Annotated in this window: 14 protein-coding genes; 2 read left to right on the top strand and 12 right to left on the bottom strand. The window is 44.9% G+C overall.

Translation table 11 applies throughout. From position 1 onward, the window contains the following. Positions 1 to 270 precede the first annotated feature (270 nt). The gene (locus tag MgSA37_RS24685; RefSeq protein ID WP_096356006.1) at positions 271 to 1,533 is read right to left on the bottom strand and encodes a glycosyltransferase; all 1,263 of its coding nucleotides are present in this window, start codon (positions 1,531 to 1,533) and stop codon (positions 271 to 273) included. Between the two features lie 217 nt (positions 1,534 to 1,750). On the opposite strand from MgSA37_RS24685, the gene mmuM reads away from it, so the two are divergent. Then, positions 1,751 to 2,677: a homocysteine S-methyltransferase gene (mmuM, locus tag MgSA37_RS24690; protein ID WP_096356008.1), complete on the top strand. Its 927-nt coding sequence runs from the start codon at positions 1,751 to 1,753 to the stop codon at positions 2,675 to 2,677. Here mmuM and MgSA37_RS24695 read toward each other — a convergent pair. The 6 genes from MgSA37_RS24695 to MgSA37_RS24720 all read right to left on the bottom strand — a co-directional run bounded on the left by MgSA37_RS24695 (position 2,652) and on the right by MgSA37_RS24720 (position 11,998). Next, positions 2,652 to 3,797 carry a histidine decarboxylase gene (locus MgSA37_RS24695; RefSeq protein ID WP_096356010.1) on the bottom strand — a complete coding sequence of 382 codons (1,146 nt, stop codon included), beginning with the start codon at positions 3,795 to 3,797 and terminating at the stop codon, positions 2,652 to 2,654. The genes mmuM and MgSA37_RS24695 overlap by 26 nt on opposite strands. 1 nt (position 3,798) lies before the next feature. Further along, positions 3,799 to 5,193 (bottom strand): NAD(P)(+) transhydrogenase (Re/Si-specific) subunit beta, encoded by a 1,395-nt coding sequence (locus MgSA37_RS24700; protein WP_096356012.1) that lies wholly within the window; start codon positions 5,191 to 5,193, stop codon positions 3,799 to 3,801. Between the two features lie 3 nt (positions 5,194 to 5,196). Beyond that, complete coding sequence (locus tag MgSA37_RS24705) at positions 5,197 to 5,526, bottom strand: NAD(P) transhydrogenase subunit alpha (protein ID WP_096356014.1); 330 nt, start codon at positions 5,524 to 5,526, stop codon at positions 5,197 to 5,199. Next, positions 5,489 to 6,640 carry an NAD(P) transhydrogenase subunit alpha gene (locus tag MgSA37_RS24710; RefSeq protein WP_096357728.1) on the bottom strand — a complete coding sequence of 384 codons (1,152 nt, stop codon included), beginning with the start codon at positions 6,638 to 6,640 and terminating at the stop codon, positions 5,489 to 5,491. The genes MgSA37_RS24705 and MgSA37_RS24710 overlap by 38 nt, the downstream gene beginning before the upstream one ends. Positions 6,641 to 6,780: 140 nt before the next feature. Further along, a complete protein-coding gene (nifJ, locus tag MgSA37_RS24715) occupies positions 6,781 to 10,353 on the bottom strand; it encodes a pyruvate:ferredoxin (flavodoxin) oxidoreductase (RefSeq protein WP_096356016.1) in 3,573 nt (1,190 codons plus the stop codon). Between the two features lie 28 nt (positions 10,354 to 10,381). Beyond that, the gene (locus MgSA37_RS24720) at positions 10,382 to 11,998 is read right to left on the bottom strand and encodes an NAD(P)-binding protein (protein WP_096356018.1); all 1,617 of its coding nucleotides are present in this window, start codon (positions 11,996 to 11,998) and stop codon (positions 10,382 to 10,384) included. Positions 11,999 to 12,238: 240 nt separating this feature from the next. Between MgSA37_RS24720 and MgSA37_RS24725 the strand changes: the two genes are divergently transcribed. Next, complete coding sequence (locus MgSA37_RS24725) at positions 12,239 to 12,868, top strand: hypothetical protein (protein WP_096356020.1); 630 nt, start codon at positions 12,239 to 12,241, stop codon at positions 12,866 to 12,868. 5 nt (positions 12,869 to 12,873) lie between these two features. Here the strand turns inward: MgSA37_RS24725 and MgSA37_RS24730 are convergent, their stop codons facing one another. The 5 genes from MgSA37_RS24730 to rlmF all read right to left on the bottom strand — a co-directional run bounded on the left by MgSA37_RS24730 (position 12,874) and on the right by rlmF (position 21,020). Continuing rightward, positions 12,874 to 15,303 (bottom strand): DUF5686 family protein, encoded by a 2,430-nt coding sequence (locus tag MgSA37_RS24730; RefSeq protein WP_096356022.1) that lies wholly within the window; start codon positions 15,301 to 15,303, stop codon positions 12,874 to 12,876. Between the two features lie 286 nt (positions 15,304 to 15,589). Next, positions 15,590 to 17,239 (bottom strand): alpha-glucan family phosphorylase, encoded by a 1,650-nt coding sequence (gene glgP / locus MgSA37_RS24735; RefSeq protein WP_096356024.1) that lies wholly within the window; start codon positions 17,237 to 17,239, stop codon positions 15,590 to 15,592. A 246-nt stretch (positions 17,240 to 17,485) separates the two neighbouring features. Then, complete coding sequence (locus tag MgSA37_RS24740) at positions 17,486 to 19,054, bottom strand: hypothetical protein (RefSeq protein WP_197706040.1); 1,569 nt, start codon at positions 19,052 to 19,054, stop codon at positions 17,486 to 17,488. Positions 19,055 to 19,211: 157 nt separating this feature from the next. Continuing rightward, the gene (locus MgSA37_RS24745; protein ID WP_096357730.1) at positions 19,212 to 19,937 is read right to left on the bottom strand and encodes an SDR family oxidoreductase; all 726 of its coding nucleotides are present in this window, start codon (positions 19,935 to 19,937) and stop codon (positions 19,212 to 19,214) included. Positions 19,938 to 20,060: 123 nt separating this feature from the next. Continuing rightward, positions 20,061 to 21,020, bottom strand: coding sequence for a 23S rRNA (adenine(1618)-N(6))-methyltransferase RlmF (rlmF, locus tag MgSA37_RS24750; RefSeq protein WP_096356026.1), 960 nt, complete (start codon positions 21,018 to 21,020; stop codon positions 20,061 to 20,063). Positions 21,021 to 21,033: the final 13 nt, after the last annotated feature.

The following is a 21,033-nucleotide window of genomic DNA, read 5'->3' on the forward strand; positions in this document are numbered from 1 at the left end:
ATCGTGCAGCTCCTCAAATATTCACCATTAGTTTATTTAGCTAACGTGTTTCCAGAATAAAAAATAGAGAAAAGGGCAGATTTTAAAGCCTGGCCTGTGCGATTCCCCTCTTGAGAGGGGTGGAGGGGTGTGTTGACGAGTATGCCCACTAACACACCCCCGCCACAACACAGGCCTGCACGCCCCCTCTCGAGAGGGGAGTTGTCATAATGCTCATATTTGCAATTAGTTATAGTGCTTAAATTAAGGTTTCCCAATCACGAAACAAGTCTATCTATTAAAATACAATTCAATTTCTCTAACGACATTTTCAAGCCCTTTTTCATTATTGATTTGCTGACCAATTTTTGCAACATTTCTTTTTACATCGTCTGCCTGAACATATTTTAATGCTGCCAAAAGTTTATCCAAATTGAGCTTTTTAACTGGAATATGAACGCCCAAGTTCATTCGTTCAATTATTTTACCCCAGGTTGGCTGGTCGGTGTAAAACGAAATTATAATTACCGGCAAATGGTTTCTTAGCATAGCCGCCAAAGTACCTGCACCGCCATGAAATATTCCTGCTTTGCATTTTGGTAAGATTGCCTCGTGATTTACATATTTTGTTACGAAAAGATTTTCGTGAACAGGCAGATTATCAAATAAGCCCCAGCCTGTACAAAACAAAACACGTTCATTGGTTTTTGCCAGAATGTCATTTAATATAGATACAAACTTCGCTGTGTTGCCTACGCCATTGCTCCCAAAGCCCATATAAATTGGTTTTTCACCTGCTGTTAGCCAATGGTTTAATGCCTGTGGAATTTCATCGGGCGGATGGTTTTCCCTATAATGTTTTGGAACAGTTAAAAAACCGGTTATCTTATGATTTTCGTCCCAGTCTTTTGGTTGCGGGATCAGCGTTGGGCTTAAGCAATATAGATCCAGCAACTTTTGTTTGCCTATATGAGTAACCAGGCTTTCTTTTAAAACCGGCAGCCCTAACTCCTCCCTGAATTCGACAGTTTCTTCTTTTATAAATTTCCAATAAAACGCATAAGCTAATTTATAAGTCAGCTTATTATACCATGGAAAATTAAGAAAATCAAAATCGGCTAAAGGGAATTCGCTTGTAGGAACAACCGGCGGCATGAAATAGGTAAAGGCGATTTTTTTGTTTTGTTTTTCGGCAATAGCGCTTGTAATCTGCAGCGTTGCAAGGTTTGCTATGATAAAATCCACCTTATCAAACCCGTCCAGGTAGCTTTTACGCAAAGGTGTTTTTATGTCACGAAGTACTTCAAAAAAATACTTCATCAGTTTGATGGTATTTTCGGATCGCAGTACGCTTTGCCCTAAGGGCGAATTCATCCCTTCTTCTGCATTACCGTAAAGCGGATGAAAAGCAATACCAAAACCTTCAATCAATGAGGCAAAATTTTCGGGCGCTGCTATAGTTACCCGGTGCCCCTTAGCCATCAAACCCAATGCCATGGCAATATACGGCTGAACATCGCCACGCGTTCCGTAAGTGAAAATTCCTATGTTCAATTGGGTTTATTTAGCCGTTAGGTTTTGCCATAATTGCACAGCTAAATTATAAAAGAATTCCATATAAAATCCTTCTATTCACTTGGTCCATTCCGGCATCTTTCGTAACGCATGGTGATATGGCTGTTATATTATTTAAACGTATTTAAGCTAATCAGTGGTTCGGATATTATTTTTGCAGCTCATTTATTGCTAATTTGCATGCCGTATCAGCTATATGAAAAACAAATTTGAACCATTCATCAACGAGAAAGGTTTCGTTATCCTTGACGGTGCAATGGCAACCGAATTAGAATCGAGGGGCGCCCACCTCAACCATGCTTTATGGTCGGCAAAATTGCTAACGGAAGATCCAGAGTTAATAAAACAGGTGCATTATGACTATCTGCTGGCTGGCGCCGATGTTATAACTACCGCCAGCTACCAGGCAAGTTTCGAGGGGTTCGCCAAAAATGGATATTCCACTGAACAGGCTGTTGAATTGATGGAGCTAAGTTCGAAACTGGCTTTTGAGGCGCTCGATGAGGCAATGAAAGTAATGCCGCGCAAAGTTAAACCACTGATAGCCGGATCGGTTGGCCCTTATGGCGCTTCCTTAGCTGATGGCTCCGAATACCGGGGCAATTATGGTGTAAGTATCGAGTTCCTGAAATCATTCCACCGCCAGCGCATGAAAGTGCTCATTGAAACCGGCGTGGATCTTTTGGCTTGCGAAACTATCCCCTGCCTGGATGAAGCCATCGCATTAAAAGAGGTATTGGCGGAATTTCCGGGCACGCAGGCATGGATCAGTTTTAGCTGTAAAGATGATAGACACATCAGCAGCGGAGAAGATTTTGCGGATGCGGTAAAACTGTTAGATCAAACCGACCATGTAATTGCCATCGGTATTAATTGTACCGCACCGCAGTATATCGAATCGCTGATAAAAATTGGCAAGGCAAATACCAGCAAAGCAATTTTGGTTTATCCCAATAAAGGCGAAGTGTATGATGCCGTTGATAAAATATGGCTGCCCTCAATAACAAATCATGCGCATTTTATTGATGATGCAAAGGTTTGGTATGCGGCAGGATCAACCATTATCGGCGGTTGCTGCAGAACCACGCCGGCTGACATTAGCCAGCTAAAACAGCTGAGCTAAGCTTGCTCAATTTAAAATCGCTCACAAAGGCATCGATTTGCTCCTTATCAATCCCCGGCATGCAAATAATATGCGCCCAATCGGAGCCTGAAGCCAGCTGCCATTTTTTGATGAGGGCTTTATCTGGCTTGGGAATATTTACCGTTAAAGCCGATGGGTTTCGCCAAACTGCCGGTTCAACCTCCCGCAACATTTCTTCGGCATAAGCTGCAACCTCCAGGCTTTTTCGGGTCCTTTTTCTTAAGCCCTCTACACCCAGTTTTTTAATCACATACCACAAAAATAGCGGTGTATGCCCGTTGCGTGAGCCGGATATGGTGGTATCCATAGTGCCGATATAATCAATTGACCGTGCAATACGGTCGCGGTGGTTCTTTTTAGCGATCACCATTCCGCAGGGAATAAGCGAGCCAAAAAACTTATGGCCGCTGATAGCAATACTGTCGGCGCCGTCAGCAAAATCAAATGCCGGCCTCGGTTCCATAAAAGCTGCATAACTTCCGGCCAATGCGCCATCCACGTGGATATAATGATGCTGGATGGCAAGCCTTTTAAATATGGCTTTCATTTTTCCCACATCATCACGTGCTTCGGTCATGGTGGTACCGATGTTGGCGAGGATGATCACAGGCATTTGGCGGTTGATGCTGATGGTTTTCTCCAGGTCATCATAATCAATCTCCCCACTATCCTGCGACCGGATAGTGATGTTGGGCATATTGAGCAAATGCAGGTTCTTTTGGACGCTGTAATGCGTGGCTTCCGAATAATAGACGATAGCTTTGGGATAGAGTTCCCTGGCAAGGTAGAGGCCATACAGGTTCCCCTCCGAGCCGCCATTGGTAACATATCCCCACCAGTTATCTTCCTCCGCCCTGAATAATTTGGAGAAAAATTCTATCACTTCTTTTTCCTGTTCCCTTGATCCAACGGTATAGGTAGATGGTATAAACGGATCGCCAACATTATTTAAAGGATACTTGATAAAAGGGAGCAGTTCGCTGAAATCAATATCTTTAGCAACAGGATATCCCAACGTCATGGCAGATTTCGCCCCCATCTCTGCCAGCAGTTGTTTTAAAATATCACTGGTGTCATCAATCAATAAATCCTTTTCCATATTATAACTCCTTAATCTGGGCGATCAATTGCTGCAAAACATCTTTGGCATCGCCAAAAAGCATGGATGTATTCGGCATAAAAAACAGCCCGTTTTCAATGCCGGCATACCCCGGCCTCATGCTTCGCTTATTCACAATAACCATTTTTGCTTTGGTTACCTGCAATATCGGCATGCCGTAGATCGGGCTCGACGGATCATTTTCTGCAGCAGGGTTAACCACATCATTGGCACCGAGAATAAGCACCACATCTGTTGAACCGAATTGCTCATTCGCAGGTTCAAGCTCCAGCAGGTCATCATAGGATACATCTGCTTCGGCCAATAACACGTTCATGTGTCCCGGCATACGGCCTGCTACCGGGTGAATGGCATATTTTACCTCGACACCATTATTCTTTAACGCCTTTTCCAGTTCGTGGCAGGTATGTTGCGCCTGGGCAACGGCCAAACCAAAACCCGGTACGATGATCACTTTATGGGCATAGCCCATAACCATGGCGGCATCGGCAGCGCCAATTTCTTTATAAGTCCCCTGCGGGCCTTTATCACCGGCAACGGCTGTCGCGCCGCTCCCAAACGAGCCGATCAATACATTTTGTAACGAGCGGTTCATCGCCTTGCACATTAAAATGGTTAATATGGCGCCGGCCGACCCTACTAAAATACCACCGGTAAGCATCACCGGGTTATTGTATAAAAAACCTCCGAACGCAGTTGCAATGCCCGTAAATGAGTTTAACAACGATATTACTACGGGCATGTCGGCGCCACCTATCGGCAGCACAAAAAACACCCCATAACTTAAGGCAAGGGCCAAAATAATATAAAACAGAGTTAGCGAAGAAAGGCCGATACCAAAGTTTAAAAAACCGCCCAGCACCACGATAACCGCCAGGATTGCCAGGTTGAAGATATGCTGCCCTGAAAAGGAGTGATCTTTAACTTTACCGCTAAGTTTGCCATAAGCAATCATGCTGCCCGAAAAAGACACGCTGCCTATTACCATACCGGCCACAATTACCAGCAGGCGCAATGGTTCAGGCTCACCCGTCATGTGGCCAAATTCAACAATGGAGATGAGCGCGGCACATAAGCCACCCATGCCGTTAAAAATACTTACCATTTCGGGCATGGCGGTCATTTTTACTTTACGGGCCGCTAGTGTGCCGATGACGGTGCCGATTACCAATGCCCCGGCAATCCAACCGTAATTATGCAGGTGTTCGCCATTTAACTGGTAAAAAAAGAGTGTTCCGAAAATGGCGATTGACATACCGGCAGCCGATACAAGGTTACCCTTGCGTGCCGTTGCCGGGTTTGATAACATTTTTAGCCCAAGGATAAACGATACGGAACCGATGAGATAGCAAATTGATAAAATATATGTTTCCATGTGTTAGCCTTGTTTTTTTGAATTCCCTTTTCCTGTTTTAAACATCTCCAGCATCCTGTCCGTAACCACAAAGCCGCCTACCACATTCAGCGTGCCAACGATGACTGCTAAAAAGCCCAATGTTAAGGCCAGGTAGTTATCGGTTGACGCCTCTCCCATAACAATGATGGCGCCGATAATAATCACCCCGTGAATCGCATTCGCGCCGCTCATTAGCGGGGTATGCAATACGGAAGGAACCCGTGAAATAACTTCTATCCCTAAAAAAATGGAGAGGATAACGATATAAAATTGTTCAAGATTGTTGTGTATGAAGCTGAGTAACGTTTCCATGAATTTGATTTGCATTGATGATTTTGGAAATAACTTTTCCGTCGTTAGTGATACAGGTGCTGTTGATGATATCGTCCTCAAGGTTAAGGTCGATACTGCCTTCTTTATTGATAAGCAGCTTCAGGAAGTTAAGCATATTGCGACCATAGGCCCTGCTTGCATCCGAAGGCATGGAAGCTGCAAGGTTGGAGTTGCCGATGATGCTGACATGATGATGAACTACCGTTTCGTTATCTTTTGTAAGTTCGGAATTGCCGCCTGTTGCAGCGGCAAGGTCGATGATAACCGAACCGGCTTTCATGTTTTCAATCATTTCTGTGGTGATCAAAACGGGGGCCTTTTTGCCAAAGATCTGGGCGGTAGTAATTACCACATCGGCTTTTTTAATACTGTCGGCAATTTTTTGTTTTTGCCTTTGCTGAAAATCCTCTGTCTGGGTAACTGCATAGCCACCGGCTTTTGAGGCATCGGCAGCGCCTTCAACTTCCACAAATTTTGCACCCAGGCTTAAAACTTCTTCTTTGGCTGCAGCGCGGGTATCAAATACCTCAACCACCGCGCCTAACCTCCGGCAGGTGGCTACAGCTTGTAAGCCCGCCACGCCCGCACCCAGAATTAATATTTTTACAGGTGGAATACTGCCGGCAGCGGTCATCATCATCGGGAAATACCGGGGATAAAGCGACGCCGCCAATACCGCAGCCTTATACCCGGCAATATTTGATTGCGAACTTAAAACATCCATACTTTGCGCCCTGGTGGTACGGGGCAGCATATCCAGGCTAAAAACGGTATTATTTTGCTGCAACCATTCATCTACCACTTCGGGGTGGTAAATGGGCTGGTAAAACCCGATAAATACTTTGTTTTTTACTGATCCGGGTACATCTTTATAATGAATCCCCAGCACCATGTCAGCTCCGTCAAAAATATCAGCTCTTGATTTTATTTCAGCTCCGGATGCTTTGTAATCATCATCCAGGCAAAACGATTTTGACCCGGCCCCCTGTTCAACCCAAATCGTATGCCCGCTTTTTATTAAAGCGGCAGCCTCAACGGCCAGCAGGGAAACCCTCGTTTCAAAGAACGGTTCCTTTAATATTCCTATTACCATAAATTTATAAAAGTTAGGCTTATAATGGTGAAAATGCAGATAGATCAGCAATAATGTAAACTTAGCAATTTACCCGATTTGTCACACGCCTTTTTACCAAAATATTCTTATTGTTACATTAATTTCTTTATTCCAATACCTTAACCTACAGGCATAAATGCCTCTGCTTTCCAGCTGGCCATGTCTTCATAGGTTTTCCATCGCAGGTTAACCTGTTCCTGGGCAATTGCCAGCAAATGCTCTGCTTCCTCGGGATGTGAAGCCCGGAGCGAGGTATACCGCATTTCATTCAAAGCATAATCTTTAAACGCTACCATTGGGCGCGGAGAATCCAAAACAAACGGATTCTTCCCAGCTTCGCGGAGTGCCGGATTATACCGGATCAATGGCCAGTAACCGCTGTCCGCAGCCAGTTTTTGCTGATCGAGGCCTTTTTCCATATTAATCCCATGTGCAATGCAATGGCTGTAAGCCAATATCAGCGATGGCCCGTTATAAGCTTCAGCTTCGCGCATGGCTAATAAAGTTTGCTGCGGGTTGGCACCCATAGCCACCTGCGCCACATAAACATTGCCGTAGGATATCGCCTGCAGGGCCAGGTCTTTCTTCCCAACCTTTTTACCTGATGACGCAAATTTGGCGGTTGCAGCGGTTGGAGTAGCTTTTGACATCTGCCCGCCCGTGTTGGAATACACTTCAGTATCAAGCACCAAAATATTTACATTGCGCCCGGTTGACAGCACGTGGTCGAGACCGGACGAGCCGATATCATAGGCCCAGCCATCCCCGCCAATCAGCCAAACTGTCCTGCGCACCAACTGATCGGCAACCGATAACAGCTTTTGCGCAAGCGGGTTATTTAAAGCTGACAATCTTGCTTTTAAAGCCTCCACCCTTTTGCGTTGCTGTTTGATCTCTGATTCCAGCTGCTGCGGCGCATGTAATATGGCGTCTGCCAGTTCAACCCCGACAAATGGCTTCATTTCTTCCACCAGCATTTTCGCAACTGCCAGTTGTTTATCCGTAGAAACCCGCATCCCGAGGCCAAACTCGGCATTATCTTCAAACAGGGAGTTTGACCATGCCGGCCCCTTATTATCTTTATTAACCGTCCACGGCGTAGTTGGCAAATTACCACCGTAGATGGACGAACAGCCTGTGGCATTGGCCACCAACAGACGGTCGCCAAACAGTTGGGTGATCAATTTGATATAAGGCGTTTCACCGCAACCGGCGCAAGCACCCGAGAATTCAAACAAGGGTTCAAGGAATTGTGATCCCCTTACCGACGAAAAATCAACTGCGGCCCTGTCATTTACAGGCAACTCCTCAAAAAAGCGGATATTTTCCCTCTCAGTCATCGCATCGGGTTTTACCCTGAGATTGATCGCTTTTTCGTCTTTGGTACCCGGAATAATTACAGGGCAAACCTGGGCGCATAAATTACAACCGGTACAATCCTCAAAATAAACCTGCAGCGTATAACGTGTTTCCGGGAAACCCCGCGCATTGATCGGTGCCGACCGGAATCCTACAGGCGCTGTTTCAATATAATCCTTGTGATAAAATTTGGAGCGGATAACACCATGCGGGCATACAAAACTGCAATTTCCACACTGGATACAGGCATCGGGCTGCCAAACTGCTACTTCATCCGAAATATTTCTTTTCTCCCATTTGGTGGTTCCGCTTGGGTAAGTGCCATCGACCGGCATCATGCTCACAGGCAATGAATCACCCTGGCCCGCCAAAAGCACCGAAGTTACCTTTTGCACAAACTCAGGCGCTTCTGCCGGAACGGTGGCCTGATTCGCTATCGTACTGGTAACATGGTCCGGAACTTTTACTTCGAATAAATTTTCCAGGCTATCGTCAACTACTTTAAAGTTTTTCTTTATAACAGCTTCGCCTTTGGATTTATATGATTTTTTGATTGATTTTTTGATCTGGGTGATCGCTTCATCAAAGGGTAGTACCCCTGAAAGCGCGAAGAAGCATGTTTGCATCACCGTATTGATGCGCTGGCCGAGACCCGAAGCATCGGCAACAGCATTAGCGTCGATCACATGGAATTTTATTTTCTTTTGGATGATCTGCTCCTGCATATCGCGGGGCAAAACGTCCCACACTTCATCTTTATTATATGGGCTATTGAGCAGGAAAACAGCCCCTTCTTTTGCACGCTGCAGTAAATCTGTTTTACCTACAAAATTAAATTTATGACAGGCTATAAAATCCGCACGTTCAATCAAATAAGGCGCCCGGATACGTTCCTTACCAAAACGCAGGTGCGAAACGGTTTGTGCTCCGGATTTACGGGAATCATAAACAAAATATCCCTGCGCATTAAGGTTCGTTTCCTCACCAATGATTTTTATGCTGTTTTTATTTGCGCCCACGGTACCATCGGCGCCGAGGCCAAAGAATAAGGCGCAAACCCTGTCGGCAGGCTCAATGCTGAAACTGGTGTCGTAAGTAAGGCTGGTATGGGTAACATCATCATTAATGCCGATGGTAAATCCATTTTTGGGCGATGTAGCTTTTAGTTCGTCAAAAATCGCCTTTACCATTGCCGGGGTAAATTCTTTGGAGGACAGGCCATACCTGCCGCCAACTATTTTTGGCATTTTGGGGATAAGGCCATTGCTGAATGCATTATATAAGCCGGTAACAATATCCTGGTATAAAGGTTCGCCACCAGCCCCGGGTTCTTTATTACGGTCGAGTACAGCTATTTTTTCTGTTGAAACGGGCAACGCTTTAAGCAAATGCTCCAAAGCAAAAGGACGGAAAAGCCTGATCTGGATCACGCCTATTTTTTCGCCTTCGGTTTGTAGCCTTTTTACCGTTTCAATAACCGTTTCGGCGCCGGAGCCCATGATAACAATGATCCTTTCGGCCTGCGGGTCGCCAAAGTAATCAAAGGTTTTATAGCGACGGCCGGTTAGCCTGCCGAATTTATCCATCTCCTCCTGAACAATACCGGGAGTTGCCGAGTAATATGGGTTTACAGTTTCGCGCGCCTGGAAATACACATCCGGGTTTTGAGCCGTTCCGCGTATAAAAGGATGGTCGGGGTTAAGGCTGCGCATCCGGTGTGCGAAGATGAGGTCATCGTCAATCATCTCGCTGATCTGGCTATCGGGGATCAGGCTGATCTTATTGATCTCGTGCGAGGTACGGAAACCATCAAAAAAATGGATGAACGGGATCCTTGATTTTAAAGTGGCCGCCTGGCTGATCAAAGCCATATCATGCGCTTCCTGCACGGAGGCTGATCCGAGCATCGCAAAGCCGGTAGTACGGGCAGCCATTACATCGGCGTGATCGCCAAAAATAGAAAGCGCCTGTGCCGCAAGTGACCTGGCAGCCACGTGGAAAACCGTTGAGGTAAGTTCACCGGCAATTTTATACATGTTGGGCAGCATCAGCATTAATCCCTGCGAAGCGGTAAACGTGGTGGTAAGCGCACCTGTTTGGAGTGCACCGTGCACCACACCGGCAGCGCCGCCTTCGCTTTGCATTTCAATTACTTCGGGCACATTGCCCCATATATTATTCACGCCGCCCGAACTCCACTCGTCCGCAAATTCCGCCATGGTCGATGCCGGGGTGATGGGGTAAATGGCGCAAACTTCATTCACCCGGTAGGCTATGTGTGCTACTGCTTCATTGCCGTCAAGGGTTTTTACAACAGGTTGGTTATCTGACATTTTTATTTCGTTTTAAAGGATTGGGGTATTAATACCCTTCTGCCATTTCAATTGCATGGCAAGGGCACTGCTCGTAACAGGTGGCACAGCCCGTGCATATATCATAATTAAACTGGTAGCGCTTGCCTTTGCCCAGCTTTATGATCGCTCCTTCCGGACATGAGCCGAAACAACCATCACACTCAAAACAATTGCCGCAGGACATACATCTCTGCGCTTCAAAAAGGGCTTCTTCCCGGGTTAGGCCAGCTTTTACTTCATCAAAGTTGCCCGCTCTCAGTTCGGCCGGCAGTTCGGCCTGTTCTTTTTGCGGGGCCTGGGTGCTGTACCAGCGGTGCAAACGTTCGTAATTTACCACGTCGTGCTTTGGCGCGGGCATATATTGTTCCTGGGTCAAAAAGCCATTGATATAGCGGGCCGCTTTTTTACCATGCCCTACGGCAATGGTTACACTCCGCTCACCCGGTACCATATCGCCGCCGGCAAAAATCCCCGGGCTGCCGGTCATCATATCCGGGCCAACTATTACCGTACCATCCGGCTTAAATGCTATCCCGGGCACATTACGTAAAAAGCCGGTATCCGCGTCCTGGCCTAAGGCAAGGATCAGGTTATCGGCTTCCAGTGTTTCAAATTGCCCGGTAGGCACAGGTTTACCGTCCACAATCTTCATTACTTCGACAGTGAACGTCTCTCCATCCATCTCCTTTATGGTACGCAGCCAGTTAATCTTTACGCCTTCATCCAGGGCTTCCTGTGCTTCAAAATCATGTGCTGACATATTTTCGCGGTCACGGCGGTAAATGATCATCGCTTCGGGCACGCCCAGGCGTTTTGCGGTACGGGCAGCGTCCATGGCCGTGTTGCCGCCACCATATATGGCCACCCTGCGGCCAAGCTGCGGGGCATTGCCTTCTTCCACCTGTTTCAGGAAAGAGACCGCATCGAGTATCTTACCTGCATCCCGGCCAGGAATATCAATTTTCTTTGAAAGCTGTGTTCCGATGGCGATAAATACGGCATCAAAATTCCCTGCTTCTTTTTCGCTTAAGACTTTATCAACTTTATGATTAAAAACCATGGCAACACCCGTGTCCCTGATGCGCTCCACTTCCTGCTCCAATTCCCTGCGCGGCAACCGGTAAGCCGGAATGCCAAAATGCATCATGCCGCCGGCTATAGGGCCCGCTTCGCGGATCTCGGTGTAATGCCCTAACCGCGTCAGGTGGTATGCGGCTGACAGGCCACTGGGGCCGGCGCCTATAATCAGCACGCGTTTACCCGTTGGTGCAGCAATTCCTTCAATTTTCCATTTGTTTTTAATCGCTTCATCGCCTAAAAAACGCTCAACCGCATGGATGCTCACCGTGCTGTCGATGTGGGCACGGTTGCATTGCTCCTCGCAGGGGTGATAACAAACCCTGCCGCAAACGGCAGGCATCGGATTATCGGCCATCAAAACCTGCCATGCGGCTTCAAAGTTTCCACCCTGGGCCAATGACAACCAGGCCTGGATATTTTCGCCGGCCGGGCATATTTTATTACATGGAGGTAACAGGTCTGTATAAACAGGGTGCTGCTTTCTAACCGGACCTGTACCCTCTCCGTGGCTCCTGAGATTAGGAGGGTAAGTAATATCATTCATAATATAAATTTATATAAAGCACAACCCGTTTTATGTGTACAGCGTCATGAATAATAGTGACTTTGGTCACTTATCAAGGCACAGGGGTGAACTTTTTAAATTGGCCGTAAAAAGAAAATAAGATCGCCCGGGAGGGCTGTCAAAATGGGCCAACTATGTGACTTAGCTCAAATACCCGGATGATCTGTATCATTTAACAACGGATTTGGTTTAGTATCTTAGCTTTTTATATATATAAATATGTGGTGGCAATACATGCTGGTTTTTTTGGGATCATTCTTATTTGATGTGGTACCCATACCTTTTCCGCCGGCTTTTACCATTATGGTTTTCCTCCAGATTGAATTCGGGTTAGATATATGGCTGGTTATCGTCATCGGCGTTATCGGGTCAATCCTTGGAAGATATATTCTTACCTTATACATTCCTTTCCTGGCGGGCAGGATATTTAAAAAATCAAAAAATGACGACGTACAGTTTTTGGGCGAAAAAATGAAGGAAAACGGATGGAAGGGCCAGATGGCTATACTTGCTTATACTTTACTCCCCCTGCCTACCACCCCCTTATTTTTGGCCAGCGGCATGGCCCGGATTAAAGGCATTTATATTATCCCCGCTTTTTTGGTTGGCAAATTTACCAGTGATGCCATTACCGTCCATTTGGGGAAATATGCCTCTGAAAATATTGAATCTATCATGAAAGGCGGCTTTTCATGGCAATCAATAACCAGCCTGGTGCTTGGGCTCTTTTTAGTTGGTGCAGTTTTATTTATTGACTGGCGTTCGCTTATCCAAAGGAAGAAATTCAGGTTAAATTTCAGGATATGGAAGCGCAAAGAAGTTATAAACGATATAAATAATACGGTTTAAGCCTTTTAAAGACCAGGGAAATTATAAGTAAGCCTGAAACCCTGGATAAGTTTGGTGAACTTGCCAAAAGCCAGGCCATAATCCAGCCTTATTAATGTTCGTTTTACGCCTACGTAAACTTCCTGATATGCAGGCAGGGTTCCCTGGGCAAGATAAGAGCCTCCTATGATCTCTTCAAGGTGAAGTTTTTTGATCAGCGGAACACGGCTGAATAATATCCCGGTAAAATTATGTTCAGCATGTGCTTCAAAAAAAGCTTTATCGGTGCTGTAGGTATAGTAATTTAAAAAATGAAAGCCACCGGATGAGGCATCATAAAAAAAACTTTGCCCGCCGTGAAAATGGTAATAATCCGGGTAATAAAGGTTCCGGGTGTTTAAAAATTTACCGGCGGAAAATAAAAATGCGCTGTACCCGTAAATCCCCATTTTTAACCCGTTCATGAAGACGTCGGCCGAAACCATATCATAATCCGCAACTGATCCGAACGCAGGTATACCCTTACGGTAATTTAGCCTCAAAATGGGGTATTTAGGTGCCAAAATAAATTTACCTTCGGGCGTTATTGCGTATTGCTGATTAAATGTGAATGTGACCGATCCGCGAAGGGTTAGCGCACGGTAATGCGGAAACAAAGGTGTTTTGGAATTGGGATCAATCGGGTTATTTGACGTAATAGCTACACTGTCCCTGTTAAAGGTATGCGTGGTGGTATTAAATAACGAATTTCTGTTTGCATATTCGAACTCCCCGTTTAATAAAACGCCATTTGCAATTTCTCCGCTCGTCCCCGCCATAACGAACCTCGACTGGTAAAGTTTAAGATAGTTGTTCCCAAAATACAGGGTGCTTAAAGAATTTAGGAATAAGCTTAACGACCCGGTATTGTTAAGATCAAGAAAATCTGTGCCGGCACGCATGTAAACATTAGCCTTGCGGAAGGAGTTGTATACATAATTAGCGAGCACATTGGCATTAAATTGGTGATCTGCGAACCCATACCTTATATTGGGTATAATAGAAAGGTTTTTTTGCCTTTCGTATATGTGGGTATATTTAACTTTAAAGTCGGCACCCCAGCCTTCTACTGTATTATAAAAGAAAGTATTGAAAGGTGATGGAATTGAAATTGATGTACTGTTATTGTAATTACTAATGGTATACCCCCAAAGCAAATAAGGTAATAGCCTGAAGCGGTTGTTCTCGCGCTGAAGGGAATCGGTTAAGGCGGTATTTGGTTGGAAACCTGCAGCAGGTTTGCCCATAGTATAAAGCTTTTCTTCGCCATGGGTAAGTATGAGCGGCCTGTTTTGCTCCCAGAACCGGTTGTCTTTCCGGTAATCTTTAACAGGATAATAAAACTTCGCCACATCGCTTTCCTTCTTTAGGGTATCCGGGTGAATATCCTGGTATACATGCAGTAATAGGCCCGAATATTTAAAACCTAAAAAATTGCCGTAATAATTAAACTGCATGGCCTGGGTTAGCCAGTTGCCATCAGCCACCGGTACATATTGCTGATGAATACTAACTGAATCAATAAAATCAATATGGGCATCAAGCGACAGCCGCAGTTCGGCTGCGTACAGCAACCATTCTTTATCAACAATATAAATTGTGCCGCTAAACAGATGCTCATCTTTTCGCATAGGCGATACGCTGATCTTGTCGATCAAATAGCTGTGATCAGTAAACTGCGCTATTAATTTGTACCGGTAGTATTTTATGGCCCGGGCTGATAATGGCGAGATGAAGGCATGTTCATTAAACCCGTTCAGGTATAAATTATTTTGATAAAAATCGATGTGCAACTCGGGCACCTTATTGAAATTGAAAATATCCCGGCTATTTTTAGTAATGATACCCGCGGTTATTTGTGATCCATCATAATTTTTTGACGGTATTTTAAAAGATGCCAGTGATTCCGAAAAGTTAATAATACCCTTTCTGTCGGGGCTCATGTGCATTTGATAAGCCACTATATTTTTTATTAATTTTTTTGGCACAGCGGTTAACCGCTGCAATTCGCGCGAATAAAGTGTACCTGAATATGCAGCAGGTTTACCCGGGATATTTTGCCGGGCTATTACCTGGCTAATAATAGCATCTGCATTGTCAACCGAAAGGTTGGTGCCTGCTACGCGCGATAACTGAATATCAAGGGTGACCGGGCTGCGTTCAATATTTATTGTTTTCACTAAAGGTAAAAAACCAGGTGAGCGAAAATCGACGGTATAAATACCCGGATCTAAATTCAGGCGGTAAGCACCCTCTTCATTTGTAAAAGTGCCTTTGTGGATACTATCTACCCAAACCGAAACAAAGGTGATATGATTACCCTTATCATCAGAAATGATTCCGCTAAGCCCGGCACTTTGCGCCGAGACTTTTAAGGAAAAAATAACAACCAGTATAGAGATGCAGGCAATTCGCATGAGTTAGTTGTTAAGGGTTTAAACGGCATGTGCCACCAGGATAATAAAAACCGGCGTCATAAAAACAACATTGCTTTTCGATACAAAGTACTTTAATAAAGCTTGTTTTAATATGATAGCGGGCAGCGATAAAACTGATGCCCATCATAAATAAAAGGCAAAAGGGTGTCCCCCGGTTTTAAATCTTTTCAGTTTCCCGGAGGCTGGCCGGGTATATATCAATTTTTGAAAGCAAAAAAAAGCCTTTGATCTTCCGACCAAAGGCTCCTTCAATTTATAGTTTAGCTTAGTTATACATTTTTCCGTAATACTCATCCACCATACGGCCCGAGTCGAATTCAGGCACTATATCAGTTGCCGCTTTTCGTATAATGGCATGCCATTTCTTTTCATCTTCATAGTACATTGGCAACACCACATTTTCAAGCGCATCCATCAGGTTGTTAGCCTCAATATGATTAGTTTCATCATTCCAAAGGCCTTGTGTTGCCGGTTGTATTACAAAACTATTTACCTGGTCGACGGCAAATTCAGGCACCCATCCATCGGGCAATGAAAGGTTGATACTGCCATTAAACGCCGCAGTCATTCCGCTGGTACCCGAAGCTTCACGGTACATGCTCGGGTTATTCAGCCAAACGTCTGAACCCTTTTTTACAAGTGCCGAAAGGCCGAGCTCATACCCGGTGAGCACTGCACAATTGGCCAGTGGTTTGGCCCTGCGGATGATCTGGTTAAACTGCTCTATCGCCCCAAAATCTTCAGGATATGGTTTACCTGCCCAGATCACCTGTACCGGGTGCTTACTGTTAAATATCATTTTGATGAACCTGTCCCAATCGCGCATCATCAGGTCGGCGCGTTTGTAACCGGCGAAACGCCGCGCCCAAACAATAGTGAGCACATTTTCATCAAATATTTTACCACATTGGTCAGCCACCACTTTAAAAAGATCTTTTTTCATTTCCTTTTTTCGGGCTGCAATGGCGGCATCTGAGTTACCGGCCAACGCTATTTCCAGCTTTTCGTCTTTCCAGTAGGTTTTATTTTGCGCGTTGGTAATTGCTATAATATCGCAGATCCCTTTATTATCCTTCCACATATCCCTGGCCACTTCGGCATGCATTTTTGATACGCCATTGGCCTTATGCGCAAATTTTAAGGCAGCAACCGTGTAGTTAAGGTAATCGCCCTCCATCCCTAAGATGTGTTTTACCTCATGCGACTGCAAGTGATAAAAAAACGACATCTCTTTTAACAGGTCATAGCGGTGCGATTCATTACCGGCAGCTTCGGGTGTGTGGGTGGTAAATACCACTCTCTTTTTAACCTCATCCAGATTTTGAAATTTTGAATACAGGTAAAAATTCAGGGGCAGCGAATGGCCCTCGTTCATATGGTAAATATCCCGCTCCAATCCCAGTATATCCAGCAACATGGCGCCGCCGATACCTAATATAATGGACTGGGCTATGCGGGTTGCTTCATTTGAATCATACAGGCGATAAGTAATAGAACGGGAAGCTTCATCATTTTCGTTCAGGTTGGTCGTCAGCAAAAATAATGGCGCCGAACCGAATGTTTCGGGCTTTAACAGATAGGCCTTTACATGTACAGGGGAATCATGCACCGGCACAGTGAACATAATGCCGGTATCCTGCAAAAAAGCGTATTGCTTTTCAACATACATCGGTTTCATATCGGCGTTCATGTCGCGAAACTGATCATAATAACCATATTTCCACAACATGCCTATACCAACCGTATTTTGTTTTAATTCGTAAGCGCTTCGTAAATGCGAACCCGCTAAAAACCCTAAACCCCCACTATAGATCTTTAGCGCCTGGTCGATAGCAAACTCCATAGAGAAGTAGGCAACTGCTTTATTATATTTTGGATCGGGTGTGTACCCAAAAATTTCTTCTTTTGATATCATAGTATTTATTTAACCTTTTTTAAGGTGGCAATATTAGGACATATAAACGAGAATTAAAACCCGGATACACCTAAAATTACCCTTTAAACTTCCAATTAAAATATGTCGATTTTATTGAAAATCAGTAATATAATTTAACTTGTTGTTATAACTTTAACACCAGGGTATTGTTTTCAGGGTTCATTCTAAAAACCGCACCGTTAAGCGGAACTGAGAATGAGCCTCTAACTGCTATCGCCTTATACTTCATCCCTTCAAATACGGCGGCGACCTCATGAGCTGAGATTTTTTAAATGGCAAACTGGCGTTCGGGCCGGTTGCGAGGTCGAGATACCAATCAATCGTATTATTACCTGAAACCGTAATTTTTAACTCCTGCTCCGTTAACGCTATTTTAAGGACAGCGGCAAAAGATGTTAAGGGCCACGAAATCTTTAATTTTCCGGGTGTGGCATCCTCTACTACCGGGTCTTTTCCTTCCAGCAATATTTCTTTTCCATCTTTTATCGCTTTAAATTGCAGGCCCGCAATCTTCCCCGCCGAACTCCAGATATAGCCATCAACCAAAGGCAACGTAAAAAAGGTACATTCGTTTGAAGTGGCTGCATTTGTTTCGTAAACGGAAGGAAATTTTTGGTTAAATAAATGAATATCCCTGAATTTAAGGGTATTGTTTTCCCAAAGCAAATTAGCCCGGTAAAACCGGCTGTCGAACCAAACTGTTTTCCGGTTACCGCCGTCAATATCTTTGGTTACCGTTTCCGATGTTGCCGGCGTTACTTTATATTTTTTTCGGAACCACATTCCCGAAGCAGCCAGCGTTTCCACTTTTATTTTGTGTTCAGCCTTTAGCCTGGCTATTAGCGGCATTTGAATTTCAAACCCTTTGGCCATGGCGTCCCAGGTAAATGAATTTTCCTGTCCGGCCTGGGTATACGCAAATTCCATTGAAGCGCCCCTGGTAAATTCTTTAAAGAACCAGTTAACCCAGGTAGAATCACCTCCGGCATGCTCATATACGGGTTCAAGGGTGGTAACGCCCTGCCTGGCGCTGCCCAGGCCATTATCATACTGCCTTACAGGGTCGCTGCCAAGCATCCTGAAAATGGGAACGGGGATCTGCCCTGCCTCGTCCTGGGCAGGCATGTATGAATTAATTTTGCTGGGATAATACGCCTGGTTCCAGTAGCCGCCCCATAAAGTGTACCCATCCGTACCGTATTGGTCTTTGCAATTTGCTGATGCTACGATATGATATTTTTGATACATATAATTAAGCGTATGGGCATCAATAAACCACGAGGCAACTGATTTGGGGTAGTATCCAAAGATCTTCCTGAAATCACGCATATACACATCGGCAAGTTTTTCGCGCTCTGCCGGACTATATCCTGTAGAGAAACCAATGTTGGCCCGCCAGTCCCAGGGGTAACGGCCACGCCATTTTAAACCGGCCCGCTCCACCAGCGGTTGCGGAATTTCCCACCAGGCGCCAATTTCGCAGGAGTCCCGCGGCAAACTTTTTAACAATTTTTGATAACGGGGATCGAGCAGGGCATCGTATTGCAATAAAAAAGTACCGCCGAGTTTGTACTTTTTCATGATCGCTACCTGTTTTACAACGGTTTGATAAAGTACGTCTTCGGTGATCTTCGGATCCCGGGGTTCCAGCAGCCGGATAAAATTTACAATGTTCACTATTTTAGGGTGATCAATACCTTTCGCAAGTATACCAGGATGCCTGACTGTAGTTGTAAACGATAAAACCGGGCTTACGCCCGCCAATACCAATACCACAAGCCAATACTTTTTCAAAAAAAAACGGTTTTTTAATTTAGTTACCCGTGCATTGTTGTTTAGCATAAGCGGCAAAATTGTTTACCTGCAATTATAAGCCATTTAAACACAAAAACAGGCCGATTGCCCCCATTTTACCACGCGCAAAAAGTTTATTTTTTTTTCCTTATTGTTATTAAGCGGGATTCAACCGGTTAAAAGCAGCCTGTATTTCCTCATGTGTTCCATTAGCCATTGCTGCGCTAAAGCCAAATGTAATTTCAGTTTTGCCTTCCTTTAATTGCTCAAAAACGGCGTCGACAAAAGCGCTTACCGGAGGTTGTGTATCATGTAAACCTTTGCCGCCAAGATCAGTATTAAGCGCAGGCGGGATCAATTCGATCACCTCTATGTTTTTTGCTTTTAGTAAATAGCGCGATGACAGCGTAAATGAATGAAAGAATGCTTTGGTGGCACAATATACCGGCACTTTGGCAAACTGCACAAAAGCCAGGCCTGAGCTCACATTGATGATCGTGTTCAAAGACGGCAATTTGCTGAAAAGACCGGTTAGGTGAACGGGTGCTTCAATGTTTGTGATGATCTCATCTTTAGCACGCTGGAAGAAATTATCATCGCTGATATTCATCCATTGTTGTATGCCCGCGTTGTTTACCAGTACATTTAAATCGGGATGGTTTTCGGCAACCCAATTGTATAATTCAACGCGCTCCTCTTCAACACCTAAATCGCACACTTTGGTGATTACTGATGGATGTTTTTCAGCAACTTCTTTTAAAACCGATTCCCGTCTGCCGCAAACAATTACAGTATTGTTTTCCTGTATAAATCTTTCAGTAAGCCCCAGCCCAATGCCGCTTGCACCGCCGGTGATCAGTATTTTGTTGTTTGATAGTTTCATTTTCTTAATCTTTTTATGATACAAAGATGCAGCAAAAACCAGGCTAGCTGTTTGCAAATATCAATCTCATGTTTGCAAAATTCAAATAATAGCGTTGCGTAAAAATTGCCGGATACAGGTCTCCTACCAGTAGGTCTTTCGCCAATCGGCTTGTTCAGGCGGGGTTAAAAATGTCCAGGCCACTATGCGGCTGGTTTTTTGCCCATGCATCATGCTGATGGTTTTTACATCCAGCGCGTTTACTGCTTTCAGTGCTTTATAAATAACAGGGAGCGTATCTTTTTTGGAAACCAGGGTCGAGAACCACAAACATTGCTTTGCCACAAGGGCGCTTTGCTCCACCATGCGGCGTATAAATCCGGCTTCGCCGCCATAACACCATAGCTCCGTTTTCTGTCCGCCGAAATTTAAGGCTGCGTTTTGCTTAGCGATCCCCAATTTTTTCCATTTGGTAGCTGCGGACAGCTGTGCTTCCTGTAGGGATGCATGAAAGGGGGGATTACAGATAGTAATATCAAAACCCTCGCCTTCTTTAATAATTCCTTTAAAAATATTTGCTTTATTAGTTTGTAAACGGAAGATGATCTTATCCTTAAAGCCTTCGTTTGCTGCCAGAATCTCTTTGGCCGCCCTGATGGCCGCCGGATCAATATCTGTGCCCACAAACCGCCAGCTGTACACACTGGCGCCAATCAGGGGATACACGCAATTAGCGCCGACGCCAATGTCCAGCACATTTATTTTTTTACCCCGGGGGATTTCGCCATTATTTATTTCGGCTAACAGGTCAGCGGCGTAATGGAGATAATCTGCCCTGCCCGGTATTGGCGGGCAAAGATAACCTGCCGGGATATCCCATTTATTAATGCCGTAAAACTGTTTTAGTAAAGCCTTATTGAGCACTTTCACCGCATCCGGGTCGCTAAAATTAATGGATTCCGCATCAAACTGGTTCAGCTTAACAAAGCGGCGCAGTTCGGGCGTACCTTTCATCAGCAGCTTAAAATCATACCCTTGCCGGTGCGAGTTGCGGGGATGCAGGTTTTCTTTTTCGGCGGGGGTTTGTGTTGGAACAGCTGACATTGGTTAAATTAAG

Source organism: Mucilaginibacter gotjawali, from assembly GCF_002355435.1.
GTDB classification, from domain to species: domain Bacteria; phylum Bacteroidota; class Bacteroidia; order Sphingobacteriales; family Sphingobacteriaceae; genus Mucilaginibacter; species Mucilaginibacter gotjawali.